At 73.9% G+C, this 19,464-nt stretch carries 21 protein-coding genes; 7 read left to right on the forward strand and 14 right to left on the reverse strand.

Annotation, left to right across the window (positions count from 1 at the left end; genetic code table 11):
- Nucleotides 1-3: 3 nt before the first annotated feature.
- Both ACSNOG_RS02945 and ACSNOG_RS02950 read right to left on the reverse strand, forming a co-directional pair.
- Nucleotides 4-651: a class F sortase gene (locus ACSNOG_RS02945; RefSeq protein ID WP_436750914.1), complete on the reverse strand. Its 648-nt coding sequence runs from the start codon at nucleotides 649-651 to the stop codon at nucleotides 4-6.
- Nucleotides 652-793: 142 nt separating this feature from the next.
- Nucleotides 794-1,405: a hypothetical protein gene (locus ACSNOG_RS02950; RefSeq protein ID WP_436750915.1), complete on the reverse strand. Its 612-nt coding sequence runs from the start codon at nucleotides 1,403-1,405 to the stop codon at nucleotides 794-796.
- 105 nt (nucleotides 1,406-1,510) lie between these two features.
- Here ACSNOG_RS02950 and ACSNOG_RS02955 point away from each other — a divergent pair, with 105 nt between their 5' ends.
- Both ACSNOG_RS02955 and ACSNOG_RS02960 read left to right on the forward strand, forming a co-directional pair.
- Nucleotides 1,511-2,239: an ABC transporter ATP-binding protein gene (locus ACSNOG_RS02955; RefSeq protein WP_436750916.1), complete on the forward strand. Its 729-nt coding sequence runs from the start codon at nucleotides 1,511-1,513 to the stop codon at nucleotides 2,237-2,239.
- Nucleotides 2,236-3,987 (forward strand): hypothetical protein, encoded by a 1,752-nt coding sequence (locus ACSNOG_RS02960; RefSeq protein ID WP_436750917.1) that lies wholly within the window; start codon nucleotides 2,236-2,238, stop codon nucleotides 3,985-3,987. The genes ACSNOG_RS02955 and ACSNOG_RS02960 overlap by 4 nt, the downstream gene beginning before the upstream one ends.
- A gap of 31 nt (nucleotides 3,988-4,018) precedes the next feature.
- On the opposite strand, the gene ACSNOG_RS02965 is transcribed toward ACSNOG_RS02960, so the two are convergent.
- The 3 genes from ACSNOG_RS02965 to ACSNOG_RS02975 all read right to left on the reverse strand — a co-directional run bounded on the left by ACSNOG_RS02965 (nucleotide 4,019) and on the right by ACSNOG_RS02975 (nucleotide 6,117).
- A complete protein-coding gene (locus tag ACSNOG_RS02965) occupies nucleotides 4,019-4,492 on the reverse strand; it encodes a DinB family protein (protein ID WP_436750918.1) in 474 nt (157 codons plus the stop codon).
- Nucleotides 4,429-5,241: a VOC family protein gene (locus ACSNOG_RS02970; protein WP_436750919.1), complete on the reverse strand. Its 813-nt coding sequence runs from the start codon at nucleotides 5,239-5,241 to the stop codon at nucleotides 4,429-4,431. The genes ACSNOG_RS02965 and ACSNOG_RS02970 overlap by 64 nt, the downstream gene beginning before the upstream one ends.
- Before the next feature lie 126 nt (nucleotides 5,242-5,367).
- The gene (locus ACSNOG_RS02975; RefSeq protein ID WP_436750952.1) at nucleotides 5,368-6,117 is read right to left on the reverse strand and encodes an MgtC/SapB family protein; all 750 of its coding nucleotides are present in this window, start codon (nucleotides 6,115-6,117) and stop codon (nucleotides 5,368-5,370) included.
- Between the two features lie 100 nt (nucleotides 6,118-6,217).
- Here ACSNOG_RS02975 and ACSNOG_RS02980 point away from each other — a divergent pair, with 100 nt between their 5' ends.
- Nucleotides 6,218-7,519, forward strand: coding sequence for a pyroglutamyl peptidase (locus tag ACSNOG_RS02980; protein WP_436750920.1), 1,302 nt, complete (start codon nucleotides 6,218-6,220; stop codon nucleotides 7,517-7,519).
- A 7-nt stretch (nucleotides 7,520-7,526) separates the two neighbouring features.
- Nucleotides 7,527-8,255: a carbon-nitrogen hydrolase family protein gene (locus tag ACSNOG_RS02985; protein WP_436750921.1), complete on the forward strand. Its 729-nt coding sequence runs from the start codon at nucleotides 7,527-7,529 to the stop codon at nucleotides 8,253-8,255.
- Nucleotides 8,256-8,326: 71 nt separating this feature from the next.
- Here the strand turns inward: ACSNOG_RS02985 and ACSNOG_RS02990 are convergent, their stop codons facing one another.
- Nucleotides 8,327-9,121 (reverse strand): EI24 domain-containing protein, encoded by a 795-nt coding sequence (locus ACSNOG_RS02990; protein ID WP_436750922.1) that lies wholly within the window; start codon nucleotides 9,119-9,121, stop codon nucleotides 8,327-8,329.
- A 63-nt stretch (nucleotides 9,122-9,184) separates the two neighbouring features.
- Nucleotides 9,185-10,198, reverse strand: a complete 1,014-nt coding sequence (locus tag ACSNOG_RS02995) for an NADP-dependent oxidoreductase (RefSeq protein ID WP_436750923.1) — start codon at nucleotides 10,196-10,198, stop codon at nucleotides 9,185-9,187.
- 87 nt (nucleotides 10,199-10,285) lie between these two features.
- Between ACSNOG_RS02995 and ACSNOG_RS03000 the strand changes: the two genes are divergently transcribed.
- On the forward strand, nucleotides 10,286-10,714 hold the full coding sequence (locus ACSNOG_RS03000) for a MarR family winged helix-turn-helix transcriptional regulator (RefSeq protein ID WP_436750924.1): 429 nt from the start codon (nucleotides 10,286-10,288) through the stop codon (nucleotides 10,712-10,714).
- Between the two features lie 78 nt (nucleotides 10,715-10,792).
- On the opposite strand, the gene ACSNOG_RS03005 is transcribed toward ACSNOG_RS03000, so the two are convergent.
- Both ACSNOG_RS03005 and ACSNOG_RS03010 read right to left on the reverse strand, forming a co-directional pair.
- Nucleotides 10,793-11,308, reverse strand: a complete 516-nt coding sequence (locus ACSNOG_RS03005; RefSeq protein WP_436750925.1) for an isochorismatase family protein — start codon at nucleotides 11,306-11,308, stop codon at nucleotides 10,793-10,795.
- A gap of 369 nt (nucleotides 11,309-11,677) precedes the next feature.
- Complete coding sequence (locus tag ACSNOG_RS03010; protein WP_436750926.1) at nucleotides 11,678-12,583, reverse strand: SGNH/GDSL hydrolase family protein; 906 nt, start codon at nucleotides 12,581-12,583, stop codon at nucleotides 11,678-11,680.
- Between the two features lie 322 nt (nucleotides 12,584-12,905).
- Here ACSNOG_RS03010 and ACSNOG_RS03015 point away from each other — a divergent pair, with 322 nt between their 5' ends.
- Entirely contained in the window at nucleotides 12,906-13,400 is a 495-nt protein-coding gene (locus tag ACSNOG_RS03015; RefSeq protein WP_190020853.1) for a DUF3145 domain-containing protein, read from the forward strand.
- 60 nt (nucleotides 13,401-13,460) lie between these two features.
- Nucleotides 13,461-14,366 carry an NAD(P)-dependent oxidoreductase gene (locus ACSNOG_RS03020; RefSeq protein WP_436750927.1) on the forward strand — a complete coding sequence of 302 codons (906 nt, stop codon included), beginning with the start codon at nucleotides 13,461-13,463 and terminating at the stop codon, nucleotides 14,364-14,366.
- Between the two features lie 75 nt (nucleotides 14,367-14,441).
- On the opposite strand, the gene fabF is transcribed toward ACSNOG_RS03020, so the two are convergent.
- From fabF to ACSNOG_RS03045, 5 genes are all read right to left on the reverse strand, one after another.
- Nucleotides 14,442-15,707 carry a beta-ketoacyl-ACP synthase II gene (gene fabF, locus ACSNOG_RS03025; protein WP_436750928.1) on the reverse strand — a complete coding sequence of 422 codons (1,266 nt, stop codon included), beginning with the start codon at nucleotides 15,705-15,707 and terminating at the stop codon, nucleotides 14,442-14,444.
- Between the two features lie 70 nt (nucleotides 15,708-15,777).
- A complete protein-coding gene (locus ACSNOG_RS03030; protein ID WP_359094158.1) occupies nucleotides 15,778-16,026 on the reverse strand; it encodes an acyl carrier protein in 249 nt (82 codons plus the stop codon).
- A gap of 100 nt (nucleotides 16,027-16,126) precedes the next feature.
- On the reverse strand, nucleotides 16,127-17,173 hold the full coding sequence (locus ACSNOG_RS03035) for a ketoacyl-ACP synthase III (RefSeq protein ID WP_436750929.1): 1,047 nt from the start codon (nucleotides 17,171-17,173) through the stop codon (nucleotides 16,127-16,129).
- A 13-nt stretch (nucleotides 17,174-17,186) separates the two neighbouring features.
- Nucleotides 17,187-18,140 (reverse strand): ACP S-malonyltransferase, encoded by a 954-nt coding sequence (locus ACSNOG_RS03040; protein ID WP_436750930.1) that lies wholly within the window; start codon nucleotides 18,138-18,140, stop codon nucleotides 17,187-17,189.
- An 89-nt stretch (nucleotides 18,141-18,229) separates the two neighbouring features.
- Nucleotides 18,230-19,414, reverse strand: coding sequence for a PucR family transcriptional regulator (locus ACSNOG_RS03045; RefSeq protein WP_436750931.1), 1,185 nt, complete (start codon nucleotides 19,412-19,414; stop codon nucleotides 18,230-18,232).
- Between the last annotated feature and the right edge of the window lie 50 nt (nucleotides 19,415-19,464).

Below are 19,464 nucleotides of genomic sequence, written 5' to 3' on the forward strand. Positions count from 1 at the left end.
GCGTCACGGCGCCAGGGCCGCGTAGACGATCAGGTTCCGCGCCGGGTGCCCGTCCGCGTCGAGGTCGCCCGCGCAGGTGACCAGGCGCAGCGCCCGCTCCTTCGTCTGCCCGTAGACCTTCTGCGTGGGGAAGGCGGACTTGTCGACGGTCTCCTTCCCGGTGACGGAGAAGTGCAGCACCGTGCCGTCGCCCCGCCGGACGTCCACGACGGTCCCCTTCTCCACCTTCCCCAGGTCGTGGAAGACCGCCTTGCCGTCGCGGGCCTCGCCGTGGCCGATGAGGACGGCGGCGCCGGGCTCGCCGGGCGTCGCGCCGCCGGTGTACCAGCCGGCCGTCGTGTCCTTCTCCGGCGGCGGCACCTGCACCGTGCCGTCCCCGTTCCTGCCGAGCCGCAGCAGGGCGCTGTCCACGCCGATGGACGGGATCGAGACGCGGGCGGGCTCCTCCGCCGAGGCCGGGGTGCCGCTGGCGGCCGTGCTGTCCGCCGTGCCCGACGAGCAGCCGGTGAGCAGGGCCGCGGCGAGCGTCGCGGGGAGCAGCAGGGCCGTGAGGGCGAGCAGGAGGGCGGGCAGGCGCGTACGGGACCTACGAGGCGTACGGGACGTGCAGGATGCGGGGGGCGTACGGGATGCGCGGGGTGTACGGGGCATCGGATCCGTCCGGGCGTGGGGGTGGAGGGAACGCTGCCCACGCTAGGGACGGGCGGGGTGCCCGGGCTTCGGGTGAACGGCCAGTTCTGCCTCCGCCGGAAGGAGGAGTCGCACCCCCGCCGGGTGGTGGGCCCCCGGCGGCTCAGACGAACCGCTGCAGCAGCCCCCACGTGAACTCGACCGTGTACTCGCCCGGCTTCCCGGAGGCGTCCGGCGCCGTGAAGGCGAGCCGCCAGCGGGTGGGGGCCGTGCCCTCCAGCGGGCGGGCGGGCGCGAAGGCCCGTGCCACCTCGTCCACGGTGCACGACCAGGGCTGCAGGTCCTCCACGGTCCGCAGGCCGGGGCCGGTGGCGCCCGGGGCGCGGACCAGCCACTCGTTCCAGACGGACCCGCCGGGGGTCGCGAGCACCTCGAAGCGCAGATCCGGCCAGAGCGGCACCCGCCACGTCGCCGCCTCGAACGTCAGGTCGCCCACGTGCCGCTCGCCGGTGGCGTCCGGCGGGCCGAGCACCGAGCGGTAGCGCGGGCCGGCCCCGCGCCGCCCCGGGGCGCGCAGCATGGCCTGCCAGCGGCGGTTGGCCTCCCGCATCTCCGCACGGCCGACGCCGAGCTCGCGCAGGGCGTCCTCGACCAGGCCGGGCTGGTGGTCGGCCATCCGCCGCAGGAGGACGAGCTGAAAGGCGAGGGGGCCGAAGGCACCCCCGGGACCGAAGGCATCCCCGGGACCGGAGGGGGAGTCGGAGGCTGGGTTCATGACGGCCATCGTCGCGCGCCCGGCGGCGGGCCGGGGCGGGGCCCGGGGGACACCGCCCCGGTCATTAAGGTCGACGGGAACGATCACTGTCGTACGGAGGCTCTGATGCCCGGCTCGAAGGCCCCCCAGGACGGCGGGGCGTCCCACACCGCCCCTCTGCTCCGCCTGCGCGGAGTCAGCCGCACCTACGGGGAGAGGGAGGCCCTGCACCCGCTCGACCTCGACCTGGAGGCGGGGAGCTGCACCGCCCTCTTCGGCCACAACGGATCGGGCAAGTCCACGCTGCTGCGCATCGCCGCCGGCCGGGACGAGCCCACCGCGGGCACCGCGCGGTTCGCGGGCCGCAAGGTCTCCGAGGACGACCCCGAGGTGCGGGCCAGGGTCGCGGTCGTGGGTGACACCGTCGCCACCTACCCGGACCTGACCGTGCGCGAGCACCTCGAACTCGTCACCGTCGCCCACGCCGTGGACGACGCCGACGCCTGGATCGACCACGTGCTCGCCGACCGCCGGCTGTCCGACCACGCGCGGGCGCTGCCCGGCTCGCTCTCCTCCGGCCAGCTGCAGTCGCTGCTGCTGGCCGCGGCGCTCGTCCGCCCCCGCGACCTGCTCGTCCTGGACGAGCCCGAGCAGCGGCTCGACCCGGACGCCCGCGTCCGCCTCGCCGAGCTGCTCAACGGCGAGAAGCGCGACGGCGTCGCCGTCCTGCTGGCGACCCACCAGGCCGACCTCGCGCGGTCCGTCGCCGACCGGATGATCGCCTTGGAGGACGGCCGGGTGATCGCCGAGGGCCCGCCGGCGGAGGTCCTGGACGAGCTGGGGCTGCGCGGATGAGCGGCGAGGCGAGGGCCCTCGGCGACGGCACCGGCGTGGACGAAGACCCGGCCCCGGGCATGGACGCCGGCGCCGACGCCGGTACCGACGCCGGCGCCGACGAGCGCACGTGGACCGAGGAGGAGGACGACCGCACCGCCGAGACGCTGGCCTGGCTGCGCGAGAAGCGCAAGGCGCACCGCCGGCAGAAGGGCCGCGACCTCGCCGTCTTCCTCTACGGGACCGCGCTCGTCGTCGTCGGATACGGCAGCAGCTACGCCGTCCACTTCCTGCAGCGGGCCCGGCTGGGCGCGGACTACGGCGGCCTGGGCGAGCGCGTCCAGGACACTCTGCCCGCCCTGTTCACCCTCCTGACCGCCGCCCTGGCCCTGCTCGCGGCGCGCGACGCCCTGTGGCGCGGCCCCGTCGTCCTGCCGGCGCCCTCGGTCGGCTGGCTGCTCGCGCACCCCGTGCGCAGGGGCGCCGTCCTGCGCCCGTGGTTCTGGCTGTCGGCCGCGGTGTCGGTCGTCCCGGCGCTGCTTGCGGCGGTCGCCGGTGCCGTCGTCCTGCGCGTGATGGACCTCGCCCCGCTCGGCACCGCGCTGCTCGCGCTCCTGCCGGCCGCGGTGTGCCTGCCGCTGCTGGCCGTCGCGCTCGGCATGGCGGTGGAGCACCGGGCCGGACTCGCGCGCCTCGTACGGCGATACTCGCCCCTGGCCGTCCTCGTGCTGATGCTGCTCGCGGGACAGGTCGCGGGAGCGGCCTACGGGCACCGGAGCGCGGTGGTGGAGCAGGTGGAGCTGTGGTCCGGGCCGTGGGGGTGGGCGGCCCAGCCCGTCGTCTCCGCGACCGGTGGGCACGCGCCCGGGTGGCCCGCCGCGGTGGCCCTGCTGGGGCTGCTGGCGGCCGCCGGCCTGGTGCAGGGGCACCGGGACGCGGCGCGGGTGCCCACCACGCAGCTGCGGCGGCGCGCGGCGACCGCCCAGACCGTCTCCTCGGTCATGTACTCGGTGGAGCTGCGGGCCGCCAAGCTTGCCCTGGTGGACGCCACGGGCACCGGCAGCACCCGCCGGGTCCGGCTGCCGCGCCCGCGCAGCAAGTACCTCGTGGTGGTCTGGCGGGACCTGCTGTCCCTGCTGAGGGCGCCCGCGCGCCCGGCGAAGGCCCTGATGTGGATCGCGTGCGCCACGGCGGCGGCCGCCCTGGCGATGCGGTTCGGCGGACCGGAGCGCGTGATCGGCCTGGCCGTCGCTCTGCTGCTCGGCTACGTGGGCGTGGGCGCGCTCGCCGAACCGGCCCGGCTGGAGACGGACGACGTGCGGCGCGCGGCCTGGTCCCCGTTCCGCTTCCGCACGCTGATGCTCCAGCACGCCGTGGTGCCGATGGTGCTGGGCGCCCTGATGGCGCTGCTCGCGGCGGTGCCGTTCGCCGTGGCGGGGGAGCCTTGGGCGCTGCTGCTGATGCCGGTGTGCGCGGTGCCGTTCGCGGCCGCGGCGGTCTTCGCGGCGTGCCGGGGCCCGGCCCGTACGCACCTGCTGGTCACCGGCCTCAGCACCCCCATGGGCGACCCCGGCGTGTTCCTCTTCCTGGGCTGGTACGCGGCCGGGCCGCTGGTGACGGTGGGCGGCCTGGGGATCGCCCTGCACAAGGTGCCGGCGCACGGGCTCGACGCGGGGGCCGTGGCCGATGTGGCCGCCGTGGCAGGGCTGCTGACGGCGGGCCTGCTCGCCTTCGCGGCCTGGTCGGCGAACCGCCTGGTCCGGCACTGACGCACGGGCCGGCGCGGCCGGCGGCCCGCGCTCAGCCGCCGGTGACGCCGTCCACCCGCTCCCGCAGGAGGTCCGCGTGGCCGTTGTGGCGGGCGTACTCGCCGATGAGGTGGAGGTGGACGAAGCGGAGCGAATACGGCTCGCCGTCGACGGTGAACGTGTCGTCCAGGGACGCCCCCGCGACCGCCTCGTCGGCCAGGCGCTGCTCCTCCAGCAGGCACGCGTAGTACGCGGCGGCGCGGGCCGGGTCCCCGTGTTCGAAGTCGGCGTTCCCGTTCTCCCGCGTGCTGAAGAGCCGGGGCACGTCCTGGCCGGCGAACCGCTCGCGGAACCAGATGCGCTCGACCTTCGCCATGTGGCGGATCAGGCCCAGCAGCGACAGGTCCGAAGGCGGCACGGTCCGCTCGGCGAGCTGTTCCCCCGTCAGACCGGCGCACTTGTTCAGCCGCCCGCCCCCTCCTCCGGCCGCAGGACCACGAAGTCCGCTCCCGCCGGGTCCAGGCACACGGCCAGCCTGCCGACGCCCTGCGCGTCCTCCGGGCCCATCTGGACCGTGCCGCCGCCCTCGACGACCTTCGCGACCGTCGCGTCGCAGTCGCCCGTGGCGAAGACCGGGTGCCAGTAGGGGCGGCCGCCGTTCAGGGCGAGGTGTTCGGACGGGAGCTGCATCAGGCCGCCGTGCATGAGCTCCTTGTCCCGGTCCGCGGGGGTGAGCAGCACGTACGTCCCCCCGCCGCCGGGGAGCGGCATGTCCTCCGCGGTCCAGCCGAAGACCGCGCCGTAGAACTCCCGCGCCGCCGCCGCGTCGGTGGTGTACAGCTCGGTCCACGACAGGGTGCCGGGGGTGTCGGCCGCCTCCAGGCCGGGGTAGGTCCCCGGTTGGAAGACGGCGAACTGGCCGCCCTGGGGGTCGGTGAACTGGGCCATCCGGCCCTCGCCCGCACCCTCGCCGGGGGCTGTCGGCGGCACCCGCACCGTGCCGCCCGCGCGCCCGACGGCCTCGGCCGTGGCGTCCGCGTCGGCGGTCCCGAAATAGATCATCCAGGCGGAGCGGGCCCCCTCCTCGGTGAGCGGGCCGATGCCGGCGACGGCCTTGCCGTCCAGATGGAAGACGCCGTAGTCACCCGCCCCCTCGCCGTGGGGCCGGAACTCCCAGCCGAACACCGAGCCGTAGAAGGCGGCCGCGGCCGGGACGTCGGGGGCGCCGAGGTCGAGCCAGGAGGGGGAGCCGGGGACAAAGTCGGTGGTGATCATGGAAGTGATCTCCCTTCGCGGGTCCTTTGCGAAGCCAGCGTGACACCCGTCACTGACAATCGCCCGTCGGCGCAGGTCACGCGCGCCGCCCCCGCCGCGGACGGCCGGAGCCCCCGGGAGCCGGGGCTAGTCCCCGGAGTCCTGGTGCGCCCGCAGCCCGACCCCGACGATCCCGTCCCAGTACGTCAGCTCCTCGACGAGCGGGTACGCCGGGCCCTTGCCCTCCAGGCACAGCACCACCCCCGCCTCCTTGGCCCTGCCCCTTTCGCGCCCCTCCGCCGGCTGCTCCGGCTCGATGTGCACGTCCGTGACCCGGAACCCGCGCTTGGTGCACAGCTCCAGCACCCGCCCCAGCAGCCCCCGGCGGGTGCGGTACGACAGGTGCAGCTCGACGCGGTCGCCGGGTATGAGCGCCATGCGCCGGGTGACCACGGGGAAGCCGCGCACCACGAGGAAGTGCACCAGGGTCGCCGCGGCGCCCAGCAGCGGCAGGCCGCCGCCGCAGGCCATGCCCAGCGCGCAGGTCAGCCATATCGTGGCCGCCGTCGTCAGGCCGCGCACCGCGTCGCGCCGCACGAAGATCAGGCCGCCGCCGATGAAGCCGATGCCGGAGACGATCTGGGCGGCCACGCGCGAGGGGTCCTGGCGGGCGCCGACGAGGTCGGCCACGGCGCCGAAGCCGTGGATGGAGACCTCCATGAACAGCGCGCTGCCCACCCCGACGAGGGTGTGGGTGCGCAGCCCGGCGCTCTTCTGCTGTAACTCGCGCTCCAGGCCGATGAGGGAGGAGAGCAGCAGGGCGATGCCCAGCTCCGCGAACTGCCGTGCTCCTTGGCCGCTTCCGGGATCGAACAGTGCTGCCGCCATGTGCTGCATGGTGTTCATGCCGCATCATTGTGGCCGGAAATCCCCTGGTCCAGAAGGGAGTTGACGCCCCTCTACCGCACGACCGGCATCAATGGATACGTTCCGGCCCATGAATCCCTTCCGACTTGGCGGAATACCCGTCGGTGCCGTCCTCGGTGCCGCCCTTCTCGCCGCCGCGGCCGTCCCGCCGGCCGCCGCCGCCCCGGCTCCCGCCGCCGGGCAGCAGGCCCTCACCGTGGAGGAGCAGCGCCTCTCCGGCCCCGTACCGCAGGAGATCCTGCGCCGCGGGGGCTTCGCGGACGCGGCCCCGGACTTCGCCGCCGCCCTGGCCCGTACGCGCACCCTGCCGCAGGCGCAGCGGCTCGCGACCGCCGAGGGGCAGCGGCTGTGGCGGCGGGCCGTGGACCGGGCGCAGGGCCGCGGGCCGGGCCCCGGGCGCGCCGGGGACCTGAGCCGGGACGACGACCGCCCGCTGTACTGGGCGCGCCTCGGCATGACCCGCGCCCTGCGGGAATGGAAGCCGGCCTTCGCGCTGTCCGGGCCGCAGCGCGCGGAGCTCACCGGCCGGGTCGAGCGCTCCTCGCGCGGCCAGGACTCCCTCGACCTCCCGGCGGGCGAGCAGGTCAAGCGCGTCCTCATCACCGGCTTCGACCCGTTCCAGCTCGACGGGGACCCGCGCCGCTCCAACCCCTCCGGCGCGGCCGCGCTCGCCCTGGACGGCACGACGATCGACACGCCGGCCGGCCCGGCGCGCGTCGAAGCCGCCGTCTTCCCCGTCCGCTGGGCGGACTTCGCCGACGGCACGGTGGAGCGGACGCTGCTGCCGCACTTCCGGCCGGGCCCCCGCCGCGTGGACGTCTTCACCACGATCAGCCAGGGCCGCCCCGGCCGCTTCGACGTCGAGCGCACCAACGGCGCCTGGCGCGGCGGCTACCCGGACAACGCGAACGTCTCCCGTACCGGGACGGTGCCCGTACCGCCCGGCGTCCCCACCGTGCACCCGCAGCCGCAGTGGACGTCCACCAGCCTGCCGTACGCGGCGATCACCGCGGCCGCCACCGGGCCGTTCCCCGTGCACGACAACACCGGGGTCACGGAGATCCCGGCGGGCGCCACCGAGCCGGTCCACCGGCCGGACGGGCCGACCCCGGGCTCGACCGCCCGCGAGGGCGGCGGAGGCGACTACCTCTCCAACGAGATCGCCTACCGGGCGACCCTGCTGCGCGACGCGGTGCGGCTGCGCGTGCCGGGCGGGCACCTGCACACCCCGGTCCTGGCGTTCGGCCGGGGCAACGAGGACCCGGCGACCGGCACCGTCACCGACCCCGAGTTCGTACGGAACCGGCTGGCGATCGTCGCGCAGGTGCGGTCGGTCACAGCGGTGGCCGTGGCGGCCGGCCGGACGCCATGATGAGCGGATGATCATCGCTGCAGCCCAGTTCACCGCCCGCCCGTGCGACATCGAAGCGAACGCGGCCCGCATGGCCGCGTTCGTCACCGAGGCGGGGGAGCGCGGCGCCGCGCTCGTCGTCTTCGCCGAGCTCGCCGCCACCGGCTACGAACTGGAGGCGATCACCGGCGGGGACGGCCGGCTGGTCATGGACCCCGACGACCCGCGGCTCTCCCCCGTGCGGGAGGCGTGCCGCGCGGCGGGCGTCGCGGCCGTGGTCAACTGCCCGGGCCGCAGCGCCGCGGGCACGACGATCAGCAGCTACGTCTACGGCCCGGACGGGGCCCTGCTCACCCGCTACGACAAGGTGCACGTGACGGACACCGAGCGGGCGGCGGGCTTCGCGGCGGGCACGGCGGAGGGCCGGTTCACGCTGCACGGCGTCCGCTTCGGGCTCGTCATCTGCTACGACGCCCACTTCCCCGACTGCGCGGTCCGCGCCGCCGCCGACGGGTGCGAGGTGCTGCTCGCCGGCTCGCTGTACGGGCGGGGCGGCGGCGCGCAGGAGCGCGTGGAGATCTTCCCCGAGCTGGCGCGGGCCGGCGGCCTGCACGTCCTGCTGGCCAACCACTGCGGTCCCTCGGGCCCGTACGACGCCTGCGGCCTCAGCGCGGTGTGGGCGCCGGACGGGACCGTCCTCGCGGAAGGATCGGCGACGGAGGCGCAGCTGGTGCCGGCCGAGCTGCCCCTCGGCTGAGGTCGCCCCTGCCCGAGGCCGCCCCTGCCCGAGGCCGCCCCCGGCCGAGGCCTCCCGGCCGGGGCCGTCCCTCAGCCGAGGGCGTTCTCGTCCTGCGTCCGGGGGCCGTCGGCGGTGTCCTCCGAGGCTGCCTCTCCCATGAGGTCGCGGACGAGCAGCGTCGCGCCGGCCACCGCGCCCGGCATCACGAACACCGCCACGAACGGCACCAGGAACAGCAGCGTCAGCGGCACCCCGAAGCCCAGCGCGAGCAGCTTGCGGGAGCGCAGCAGCCGCAGCCGCTCGCGCAGCGGCACGCCGCGGCGCTGCAGGGCGACGGCGGTGAGCTCCTCGGCGAGGAAGAAGCCGGAGACGCAGAAGCCGAGGGCGGGGATCACGGTCTGCCCGACGACCGGCACGAAGCCGAGGGCGAAGAGCAGCACGCCCCAGACGGCGACGCGCACGAGCACCGCGAGGCTCTCGCGGGCCGCGATCCACAGCTCGCGCCAGAGCGGCAGCCCCGACTCGGGGACGTCGCCGCCCTCCGAGCGGTCGACCCGCTCGGACAGCTCCTCGTAGAAGGGCTGGCCGACCAGCAGGGTCACGGCGGTGAAGGAGATGAGGGCCAGCAGCAGGCCGCCGCCGAAGAGGAGGACGGTCAGCGCGCCCCGGAACAGGCCGGCCCAGGGGGAGGACCAGCCGTCGGCGAAGGGCGTGGCCCAGCCGACGGCGTCGTCCGCGTACAGGGCGAGGCAGACGACCGCCGCCGCGTAGCCGACGAGGGTGATGAGCCCGGGCAGCAGGCCGAACCCCCACTGCCGCCGGTTGCGCGCCACCCAGCGCTGGCCCTTGCCCAGGTACGTCAGTCCCGCCATGAGATCTCGCATGGCGGGAAGGGTATCCGGCGAGCCCGGGCCCGCGGACGGGCCCGGGCCGGCGCCGGACGGGCGTCAGAAGGTGACGATCATCTTGCCCGTGTTCTCGCCGCGCAGCATGCCCAGGAAGGCGTCCAGAGCGTTCTCGACGCCGTTCACGACCGTCTCGCGGTACTTCAGCTCGCCGGAGCGCACCCAGCCGCCGACCTCCTGCACGAACTGCGGCTGCAGCGCCTGGTGGTCGCGGACGATCATGCCCTGCAGGCGCAGCCGCTTGCCGATGATCGCGATCATGTTGCGCGGGCCGGGCTGCGGCTCGGTCTCGTTGTAGCCGGCGATGGCGCCGCACAGGGTGGCGCGGCCGTGCAGCTTCATCGCGCCGATCGCGGCCTCCAGGTGCTCGCCGCCGACGTTGTCGAAGTAGACGTCGATGCCCTCGGGCGCGACCTGCTTGAGCTGCTCGGCGACGGGCCCGTCCTTGTAGTTGAAGGCGGCGTCGAAGCCGTACTCCTCGACGAGGGCCCGGACCTTCTCGTCCGTACCCGCGCTGCCGACGACGCGCGAGGCGCCCTTGAGGCGGGCGATCTGGCCGACCTGGAGGCCGACCGCGCCCGCGGCGCCGGAGACGAAGACGGAGTCGCCCTCCTTGAAGGAGGCGACCTCCAGCAGGCCCGCGTAGGCGGTCAGGCCCGGCATGCCGAGGACGCCGAGGTAGGTGGACAGGGGCGCGACCGCAGGGTCGACCTTGACCGCGTGCGCCCCCTCGACCAGGGCGTACTCCCGCCAGCCCAGGCCGTGCAGGACGTGGTCGCCGGGCTTGAAGGCGTCGCTGCGCGAGGCGACGACCTCGCCGACCGCGCCGCCCTCCATCGGCTGGTCGAGCTGGAAGGGCGGGATGTAGGAACGGACGTCGTTCATCCGGCCGCGCATGTACGGGTCCACCGACATGTGGATGTTGCGCACCAGGATCTGCCCCTCGCCGGGCTCGGCTACGGCGGTCTCCCGCAGCGCGAACTCCTCCGGCTTCGGCCAGCCGTGCGGGCGGGCGACGAGGTGCCATTCACGGCTGGTGGCGGGTGTGGCGGACATGGAACGCGACCTCCTAATGATTAAGGAACTGAAACAACCATGCTCCTCGATATTTCATGTTGTCAAGCAACCGGGTAACCTGGAGTCATGGCCCCCCGAACCGATGCCCTGACCCGTGAGGTCGTCGACCTCATCGCGGCCGTCGTGGCCCGCTACCACGAGGAGTACGAGGAGGCGGCGGCCAAGCACGCGCTCACCGGAGCCCAGGCCAAGGTCCTCGCCCTGCTCGCGCGCGAGCCCCTGCCGATGCGCCGCATCGCCCAGCTCCTCAAGTGCGAGCCGTCCAACGTCACCGGCATCGTCGACCGCCTGGAGACCCGCGGCCTGGTCGAGCGGCGCCCCGACCCCGACGACCGCCGCATCAAGCTCGCGGCGGCCACCCCGGCCGGCCTCGACACCGCCGGCCGCCTCGGCGAATCCCTGGACTTCGCCCGCGAGCCCCTGGCCGGCCTCTCGGCCGAGGAACGGGGCGTCCTGCGGGACCTGCTGCGCCGCATGCTGGGGCAGGGCGCCTGAGCACCCCGTAAGGGGCGCGGGGAACTGCGCGACCGGCCACGCACGATCCGCAGCCGAAGGCCCGGCCCGGGTGGCCCGCTACGCGGGAAAGCGCAGCTCCGCGACCGTCGTCACCGTGCCCAGCCGCGGCATGTCCAGCGTCACGGCCCCCCGGTGCTCCTCCGCCGTCAGCGCGCTCATCGCGTCCTCCGCGAACACCAGCCCGTAGCCGTGGTCGGCCGCCGCGCGGGCCGTCGACTCCACGCCCAGGTTGGTGGCGATCCCGCCGAGGACGAGCGTGCGCACGCCGCGCTCGCGCAGCCGCGCGTCCAGGTCCGTGCCGTGGAAGGCGCCGACGGACCGCTTCACCACCTCGACGTCGCCCTCCTCGGCGAACCCCGCGAGCAGCCCGCTCCCCGGCGGCTGCTCCGCCGGCCCCGGCCGCTCGGTGCGCACCACGACCACCGTGCCCCCGGACTTCCGGAACGACCGCGCCAACTCCTCCGCCGTGCGGACCACTTCGTCCCCGCTGCGGGGCGCGAGGGGGAGCGCGACCATGCGCTCCATCAGGTCGACGAGGACGAGGGCGGTGCGCTGCGGGTCGATTTCCGTCATGGCCAGACCGTACCGGTCGGGCACGGACCGCGGGCGGCCTGCGGAACGCCTCCGGGATGACGATAGGTAAAGCTTGGCCGACGTCCGCGGGGCCGTAGCGGAGCACCGGGGACGGAAGTTGACCCGCGCAGGGGTGAACTTGCTTATGAGTAAGGTGTGTTCATCCGATACCGTGCTGATGAGCAGGCGCGGACGCCCGCCCGGACACGGCCTTGGCCAAAGCCGGGGGCGTGCAGTGCGCGTGCGCGCGGCGGCGGATGGCGGAGCGAGGGTACGCCCGTCCGTGCCGCGCGCGGTCCGTACGACCGCGTCTGACCGGGGCGGGGCCACCTGACAGGTCCCGCCCCAGCCACCTCCCGGCGCCGGGCGTCAGGCCGGGTTCTTCTCCGCGGTGATGGTCCGGTAGGCCAGCGCCGCCAGCTCCCCCTGGCCCTTGCGGCTCGGGTGGAACCAGTCCCACCTGCTCAGCGCCTCACTGGTGAAGTCGTAGCCGTGGACCGCGCCGTCGTAGCGGCAGAGCGCGTCCCGGCCGCAGACGTCCTTCAGGATCGCGTTGTACTCGGCGACCCGCTTGACCACCTGGGCGCGGCGCTGCTCCACCGCCGGGTCGGCGGACTCGGAGTCCTTGAGCATCGACGGGCAGATGCCCAGCTTCCAGACCGTCTTGGCGTAGTCGTTCACACGCCCCTGCGACCACAGGCGCTGCAGGTCGGGCACGCTCGCGACGTAGATCTGCGACTTCGGCAGGGCCGTGCGCAGCGCCTTCACCGCGGCTTCGAAGTCGGCGCGGAACGAGGCCGTCGGGGTCATGTCGGCCACATTCGGGCGGCAGGCGTCATTGGCGCCCAGGAGTACGGTCACCAACTGCGGTTTGTGCGCGATCGCCGACTGCATCTGGCCCGGGAGATCGGCCATCCGGGCGCCCGTCCGCGCGTAATTCCAGCTGCTGGTCTGCGGCGAGGCCAGCAGTTTGCGGGCGACGCTGTCGACCTGGGTGCCCGTGGCCCAGGAGACTTCCGGGCAGTCCTTGAACACCGCGCAGGCGTCGAATCCGCGCGTAATGGAGTCACCCAGCGAGACGATGGACTGCGGGCGGGTATTCCACGCGGGGGCCGCGGGTGAGGCGCTGGGCTTCGCCGCGCTGGGCTTTGCCGCCGAAGTGTCCCCTCCGCCACTGTCACAGCCCGTGACGAGCAGGGTCACCGAGAAGGCGGAGACCGCCGCGACGGCCGCCCTGGCGGCTGTGCGCACCTTCCGCACCGTGCTGCGGCGCATCGCTTCTTCCCCTCCGGCCGGGTGATATCTGTTCGGGTCCGACGGTACGTCACCGCGGGGGTCCGTTCGCACGGTAGCTTTTCCCCGGGGTGGTTGTGCCGGGCCCCGGGGCGGCTTTGCACTTCCGGCACAACTGAAATACGACACGTCACATCCTGTCCCTTTCAGGAGAAATGCTCCCGATGGTGTTTACTGTTGGTAACCTCGCGAGCTGGTGCGGGAGTGGCCATTGGGGCAGAATGTCTCACGCTGTCCCAGGCGGGACCGGTACGGGTGCGAGGCCGCTGGGGAAGGCGAACCTCGAACCGCACTGGAGGTCCCGGTGACGACACGTGGAGTTCTGTATGTGCACTCCGCGCCGCGCGCGCTGTGCCCGCACGTCGAATGGGCGGTCGCGGGCGTGCTCGGTGTGCGGGTCACCCTCGACTGGATCCGACAACCCGCCTCGCCCGGCACCTGGCGCGCCGAATTCTCGTGGCAGGGCCAGGTCGGCACCGCCTCCAAGCTCGCCTCCGCCCTGCGCGGCTGGCACCTGCTGCGCTTCGAGGTGACCGCCGAGCCGTGCGCCACCGCGGAGGGCGAGCGCTACAGCTCCACCCCCGACCTCGGCATCTTCCACGCCGTCACCGGCATCCACGGCGACATCCTCGTCCCCGAGGACCGGCTGCGGGCCGCCCTCGCCCGCGCCGCCCGCGGCGAGACCCAGCTGGAGGCCGAGGTCGCCAAGCTCCTCGGCAAGCCCTGGGACGACGAGCTGGAGCCCTTCCGGTACGCGGGCGAGGGCGCGCCGGTGCGCTGGCTGCACCAGGTCGTCTGACCGGCGCGCTTGCCTTAAAGCGCTTGCCTTGGAGCGGACTCCAGCGCCTAGCGTCGGGGCATGACCGAAACCAGCACGCCCGCTCCTCCTGGCGCACCGGCCGTCGCCGTCCTCGGCACCGGCATCATGGGCGCCGCCATGGCCCGCAACCTCGCCCGCGCCGGGCTCGCCGTCACCGCCTGGAACCGCAGCAGGGACAAGGCCGAGCCCCTCGCCGCCGACGGCGTGCGGATCGCCGGCACCCCCGCCGAGGCCGTCGCGGCCGCCGATGTCGTCCTGACCGTGCTGTACGACGGCCCGGCCACGCTCGCCGCGATGGGCGCCGCCGCACCCGGGCTGCGGCCCGGCACGCTCTGGGTCCAGTCGGGCACCGTCGGCCTGGAGGGCTTCGAGGACCTCGCCGCCCTCGCGGACGAGCACGGACTGGTCCTCGTGGACGCCCCCGTCCTCGGCACCAGGCAGCCCGCGGAAGAGGGGAAGCTGACCGTGCTGGCCGCCGGGCCGCAGGACGTGCGCGAGGCCCTGGAGCCGGTCTTCGCGGCCGTGGGCAGCCGCACGGTGTGGCTCGACGGCGCCGCCGCGAGCGGCACGGCCACCCGCCTGAAGCTGGTCATCAACAGCTGGGTGCTCGCCGTCACCCACGGCACGGCCGAGGCGCTCGCCCTGGCGAAGGGCCTCGGCGTGGACCCCTCCGGCTTCCTGGACGCCGTCGCCGGGGGCCCGCTCGACATGGGCTACCTGCACGCCAAGGCCGGGCTGATCCTCGGCGGCGGCCTCACGCCGCCGAGCTTCGCCACCGCCACGGCCGAGAAGGACGCCCGGCTGATCGTCGCCGCGGGGGAGCGGGCCGGAGTGCGCATGGACGTGGCGGCCGCGGGCGCCGAGCGCTTCCACCGGGCCGTGGAAGCGGGCCACGGCGACGAGGACATGGCCGCCTCGTACTACGCGTCGTTCGACGCCTCCTGACCCGCAAGCGCCCGCTGCGCGAAACGGCCCGCCCCGGGAGTACCGGGGCGGGCCGTTTCGCGCAGATCAGCGCGGTCAGACCGAGCGCAGCGCCAGGACCACGTTGTGGCCACCGAAGCCGAACGAGTTGTTGATCGCGGCGATCGGGCCCTCGGCGGGCAGCGCGCGCGGCTCGTCGCGGACGATGTCCGCGTCGATGTCCTCGTCCAGGTCGTCGACGTTGATGGTCGGCGGGGCCGTGCGGTGGTGCAGGGCGAGGACGGTCATGACCGTCTCGATGCCGCCCGCGCCGCCCAGCAGGTGGCCGGTCATCGACTTGGTCGCGGAGACCGCGACGTGGTCGAGGTCGTCGCCCAGGACCTTGCGCAGCGCCTTGATCTCGGCCGCGTCACCCTGCGGGGTGGACGTGGCGTGCGCGTTGAGGTGCACGACCTCGGACGGCTTGAGGTCGGTGCTGTCGAGCAGGCTCTGCAGGGCGGCGGCGATGCCGCGGCCCGTCGGCTCGGGCTGGGCGATGTGGTGGCTGTCCGCGGACAGGCCCTGGCCCAGCACCTCGCAGTAGACCCGCGCGCCGCGCCGGGCGGCGTGCTCGGCCGACTCCAGGATCACGACGCCGGCGCCCTCGCCCAGGACGAAGCCGTCACGGGCCTTGTCGTACGGGCGGGAGGCCTTCTGGGGCTCCTCGTTGTTCTTCGACATCGCCATCATGTTGGCGAAGGCGGTGATGGGCAGCGGGTGGATCGCCGCCTCGGTGCCGCCGGCGACGACCACGTCGGCACGGCCGGTGCGGATCATCTCGACGGCGTAGCCGATGGCCTCGGCGCCGGACGCGCAGGCGCTGACGGGGGTGTGCACGCCCGCCTGGGCGTTCACCTCCAGGCCGACGTTGGCCGAGGGGCTGTTCGGCATGAGCATGGGCACGGTGTGCGGGGAGACGCGGCGGACGCCCTTCTCCTTGAGCACGTCGTACTGGTCGAGCAGGGTGGTCACGCCGCCGATGCCGGAGGCGATGACCGTGCCGAGGCGCTCGGGGGCGATGGAGGAGTCCTCGCCGGCCTGGGCGGTGTAGCCCGCGTCGGCCCAGGCCTCACGGGCCGCGATCAGCGCGAACTGCGCCGAGCGGTCCAGCTTCCGGGCGAGCGGGCGGGGCAGGACATCGCCGGGGTCCACCGCCGCGGTGGCGGCGATGCGGACCGGAAGGCCGGCGAAGCGCTCACCCTCGAGGGGCTTGACGCCGGACCGGCCGGCGAGCAGAGCCTCCCAGGTCGTCGCGCTGTCGCCACCCAGCGGTGTGGTTGCGCCGATACCGGTGACGACCACGGTGCGATTGGTCGAGCTCACAGGAATTCTGTCTCCACGTGTAGAGGTGCTGGTGAAACCGCCACCGCTGGGGTGGCGACGAACGCTCAGGTCAGGCCTGGTGCTTCAGGATGTAGTCCGCGGCGTCGCCGACGGTCTTCAGGTTCTTGACGTCCTCGTCGGGGATCTTGACGTCGAAGCGCTCCTCGGCGGCGACGACGACCTCGACCATGGACAGCGAGTCGACGTCCAGGTCGTCGGTGAAGGACTTGTCCAGCTGGACGTCCTCGACCGGGATGCCGGCGATCTCGTTGACGATCTCGGCGAGGCCCTTGAGGATCTCTTCCTGGGTGGCGGCCATGTGGCGCTCCTTCTATCTGTGCGGTGGAACTGCGTGGTAGAGAACTGCTGGTCGGCGAGGTTCGTGCGGCGGGGCGGGGGCCGGGCCGCGCGCATCTCGCCTAGGGGAGGGTAACGACCGTGGCGGCGTAGACGAGACCCGCCCCGAAACCGATGACGAGCGCGGTGTCCCCGCTCTTCGCCGCGCCGGTGGCCAGGAGCCGCTCCATGGCCAGCGGAATGGAGGCCGCGGAGGTGTTGCCCGTGGTCTCCACGTCACGGGCGACCGTGACGCTCTCCGGCAGCTTGAGGGTCTTGACCATCGAGTCGATGATCCGCATGTTCGCCTGGTGCGGGATGAAGACGTCCAGGTCCTCCGCACTGACCCCGGCGTCGTCCAGCGCCTGCTGGGCGACCTTGGCCATCTCGAAGACGGCCCAGCGGAAGACCGCCTGGCCCTCCTGCGTGATGGCCGGGAAACGGAGCTCGTCGAGGGCCTTGCGGGCCTCGGGGCCGTCACCGCCGGGCACCGGGGTGGTGCGGTAGGCGTCCCACCCCAGGGTCTGCTTGATGGTGTGCGACTTGTCGCCCTCGGAACCCCAGACGGTGGGGCCTATGGCCGGCTCGTCGGAGGGGCCGACGACCACGGCGCCCGCGCCGTCGCCGAAGAGGAAGGCCGTCGCACGGTCCTCCAGGTCGGTCAGGTCGGAGAGCCGCTCGACGCCGATGACGACGACGTACTGCGCCGAGCCCTCGACGACCAGGCCCTTGGCCAGCGTCAGTCCGTAGCCGAAGCCCGCGCAGCCGGCCGAGATGTCGAAGGCGGCCGGGTTGCCCGCGCCGATCTTGTGCGCGATCTCGGTGGCGATGGCCGGGGTCTGATGGAAGTGCGAGACCGTCGAGACGACCACGGCACCGACCTGCTCGGGGGTGATGCCCGCGTCGGCGATGGCCTTGCCGGCCGCCTCGACCGACATCGCGGACACCGTCTCCTCCGGGCCGGCCCAGTGGCGGGTCGCGATGCCGGAGCGGGAGCGGATCCACTCGTCCGAGGAGTCGATGTACTTCAGGATCTCCTCGTTCGGCACCACCCGGGTGGGGCGGTAGCCGCCCACGCCGAGGATGCGGGCGTACGGGGCGCCCTTGCTCGGCTTGATCTTCGAGGTCATGCTCTGAGGCTCCTTATTCGGCCGGGGACCCGGCGGGTGCGGCGTGCTCGGCGATCAGCTCCCGGGCTGCGTCGAGGTCGGCCGGCGACTTCAGGGCCAGGGTCTTCACACCGGGCAGGGCACGCTTGGCCAGGCCGGTCAGGGTGCCGCCGGGGGCCACCTCGATCAGGGCCGTGACGCCGAGCTCCTTGAAGGTCTCCATGCACAGGTCCCAGCGGACCGGGTTGGCCACCTGGCCGACCAGCCGCTGCACGATCTCCGCGCCCGAGGCGACGACGGCGCCGTCCTTGTTCGAGACGTACCGGGTGTGCGGCTCGGCGGGCGACAGCTCCTGCACGGCGACCTCCAGGGCCGACACGGCGGGTGCCATGTGGTGCGTGTGGAACGCGCCCGCGACCTTCAGCGCCACGACCTTGCGGGTGCCCTCGGGCTTGTCCTCGGCGAGCGCGGCGAGCTGCGCGGCGGTGCCGGCGGCCACGATCTGGCCCGCGCCGTTGACGTTCGCGGGGGTCAGGCCGAGCTTCTCCAGGTGCGGGACGACGACCTCGGGGTCACCGCCGAGGAGGGCGGCCATGCCCGTCTCGGTGACCGCCGCGGCCTCGGCCATGGCCAGACCGCGCTTGCGGACCAGCTCCATGGCTTCCGCTTCGGACAGCACGCCGGTCAGGGCCGACGCGGCCAGCTCGCCCACGCTGTGGCCCGCGGCCGCACCCACCAGGCGGGCGAAGTCCTCCGCCGCCGGGAACAGCTGCCGGGCCGAGACCAGCGCCGACGCGACCAGCAGCGGCTGGGCGACGGCGGTGTCGCGGATCTCGTCCGCGTCGGCGTTCGTGCCGTAGTGGACCAGGTCCAGGTCGATGGCGGCGGACCACTCACGGAGCCGGTCTTCGACACCGGGGAGGTCGAGCCAGGGGGTCAGGAAGCCGGGCGTCTGAGCGCCCTGGCCGGGAGCGACGAGTACGAGCACCCTCACACTCTCTCTCGTGGACGGCTCCGGCCACCCGTGGGGATGGGGACCAAGAACCGTCAGGGGAATTGTTGACGTTCGACAAAAGGCTAGAGGGCCGTCTCCGTGTCGGCCAGACGCCCCAGGATGAGCGCGATTCGCAGCGTGAACGCCGACCGGACATCGGAGGGTGACCACCCGGTGACGTCCGTCACACGTCGGAGGCGGTATCTCACGGTGTTGGGATGGACGAACAGCATCCGCGCCGCGCCTTCCAAGCTACTCGCCTGCTCCAGGTAGACACTCAGCGTCTCCAGCAGAGCCGAGCCCGCTTCCTGAAGCGGTCTGTAGATCTCCTCCACCAGCTGATCGCGGGCCGTGGTGTCCCCGGCCATCGCCCGCTCCGGCAGCAGATCGTCCGCCGGGACCGGGCGCGGGGCGTCCGGCCAGGCCGCGCACGCCTTCAGACCGGCCGCCGCGGCCTGCGCCGAGCGCGTCGCCGACAACAGGTCCGGCACCACCGGGCCGGCCACCACCGGGCCCGCCGCGAACGGCCCGATCAGCGCCTTGGCCGTCTGCAGCGGATTGTCGGAGCCGCCCGCGATCACCACCAGGCGGTCGCCGAGCACCCCCGTCAGCACCTGCACCTTCGCGTGCCGCGCCGCGCGCCGGATCGCCTCGACCGTCAGCTCGCTGTCCCCGTTCGGGGCGGTGCCGAGCACCACGCAGACGTGTGCCGGGGCGCTCCAGCCCAGGGCCGCGGCCCGGGACAGGGCGCCCTCGTCCGCCTCGCCCGACAGCACCGCGTTGACCACCAGCGACTCCAGGCGGGCGTCCCACGCGCCGCGCGCCTCGGCGGCCTGCGCGTAGACCTGCGCGGTGGCGAACGCGATCTCGCGGGCGTAGACGAGGAGGGCCTCGCGCAGCACGCCCTCGTCGCCGGGCGCCGCCACGTCGTCGATCGCCGACTCCATGACCTCGATGGTCGTGCGGACCATCTCCACCGTCTGGCGCAAAGTGATCGCCCGCGTCAGCTCGCGCGGGGCCGTGCCGAACACGTCCGTGCTGATGGCCTGCGGGGTCTCCGGATGCCGGAACCACTCCGTGAAGGCCGCGATGCCGGCCTGGGCGACCAGACCGATCCACGAGCGGTTCTCCGGGGGCATCGCCCGGTACCACGGCAGCTGGGCGTCCATCCGGGCGATGGCTGCGGCGGCCAGCATGCCCGAGGACTTCTCCAGGCTGCGGAGGGTGGCGCTGTGCGGATGCGAGGTGTTAGCGGCGGGTTCAGGCACGGGGACAAGCCTGCCTTATTCGGGTCCGGTGCGGGGTCGCCGGGCTACCG

Source organism: Streptomyces sp. URMC 124 (assembly GCF_051386455.1).
Classification (GTDB): Bacteria; Actinomycetota; Actinomycetes; order Streptomycetales; family Streptomycetaceae; genus Streptomyces.

Excerpts from the sequence above, each read along its gene's own strand:
- ACSNOG_RS02990 (WP_436750922.1), bottom strand. The coding sequence starts at position 9,121 with ATGCGAGATCTCATGGCGGGACTGACGTACCTGGGCAAGGGCCAGCGC.
- ACSNOG_RS03030 (WP_359094158.1), bottom strand. The coding sequence starts at position 16,026 with ATGGCCGCCACCCAGGAAGAGATCCTCAAGGGCCTCGCCGAGATCGTC.
- ACSNOG_RS02960 (WP_436750917.1), top strand. The coding sequence starts at position 2,236 with ATGAGCGGCGAGGCGAGGGCCCTCGGCGACGGCACCGGCGTGGACGAA.
- ACSNOG_RS02970 (WP_436750919.1), bottom strand. The coding sequence starts at position 5,241 with ATGATCACCACCGACTTTGTCCCCGGCTCCCCCTCCTGGCTCGACCTC.
- ACSNOG_RS02985 (WP_436750921.1), top strand. The coding sequence starts at position 7,527 with ATGATCATCGCTGCAGCCCAGTTCACCGCCCGCCCGTGCGACATCGAA.
- ACSNOG_RS03020 (WP_436750927.1), top strand. The coding sequence starts at position 13,461 with ATGACCGAAACCAGCACGCCCGCTCCTCCTGGCGCACCGGCCGTCGCC.
- ACSNOG_RS02955 (WP_436750916.1), top strand. The coding sequence starts at position 1,511 with ATGCCCGGCTCGAAGGCCCCCCAGGACGGCGGGGCGTCCCACACCGCC.
- ACSNOG_RS02980 (WP_436750920.1), top strand. The coding sequence starts at position 6,218 with ATGAATCCCTTCCGACTTGGCGGAATACCCGTCGGTGCCGTCCTCGGT.
- ACSNOG_RS02975 (WP_436750952.1), bottom strand. The coding sequence starts at position 6,117 with ATGCAGCACATGGCGGCAGCACTGTTCGATCCCGGAAGCGGCCAAGGA.
- ACSNOG_RS03005 (WP_436750925.1), bottom strand. The coding sequence starts at position 11,308 with ATGACGGAAATCGACCCGCAGCGCACCGCCCTCGTCCTCGTCGACCTG.
- ACSNOG_RS03010 (WP_436750926.1), bottom strand. The coding sequence starts at position 12,583 with ATGCGCCGCAGCACGGTGCGGAAGGTGCGCACAGCCGCCAGGGCGGCC.
- ACSNOG_RS03035 (WP_436750929.1), bottom strand. The coding sequence starts at position 17,173 with ATGACCTCGAAGATCAAGCCGAGCAAGGGCGCCCCGTACGCCCGCATC.
- ACSNOG_RS02950 (WP_436750915.1), bottom strand. The coding sequence starts at position 1,405 with ATGAACCCAGCCTCCGACTCCCCCTCCGGTCCCGGGGATGCCTTCGGT.
- ACSNOG_RS02945 (WP_436750914.1), bottom strand. The coding sequence starts at position 651 with ATGCCCCGTACACCCCGCGCATCCCGTACGCCCCCCGCATCCTGCACG.
- ACSNOG_RS03000 (WP_436750924.1), top strand. The coding sequence starts at position 10,286 with ATGGCCCCCCGAACCGATGCCCTGACCCGTGAGGTCGTCGACCTCATC.
- ACSNOG_RS02995 (WP_436750923.1), bottom strand. The coding sequence starts at position 10,198 with ATGTCCGCCACACCCGCCACCAGCCGTGAATGGCACCTCGTCGCCCGC.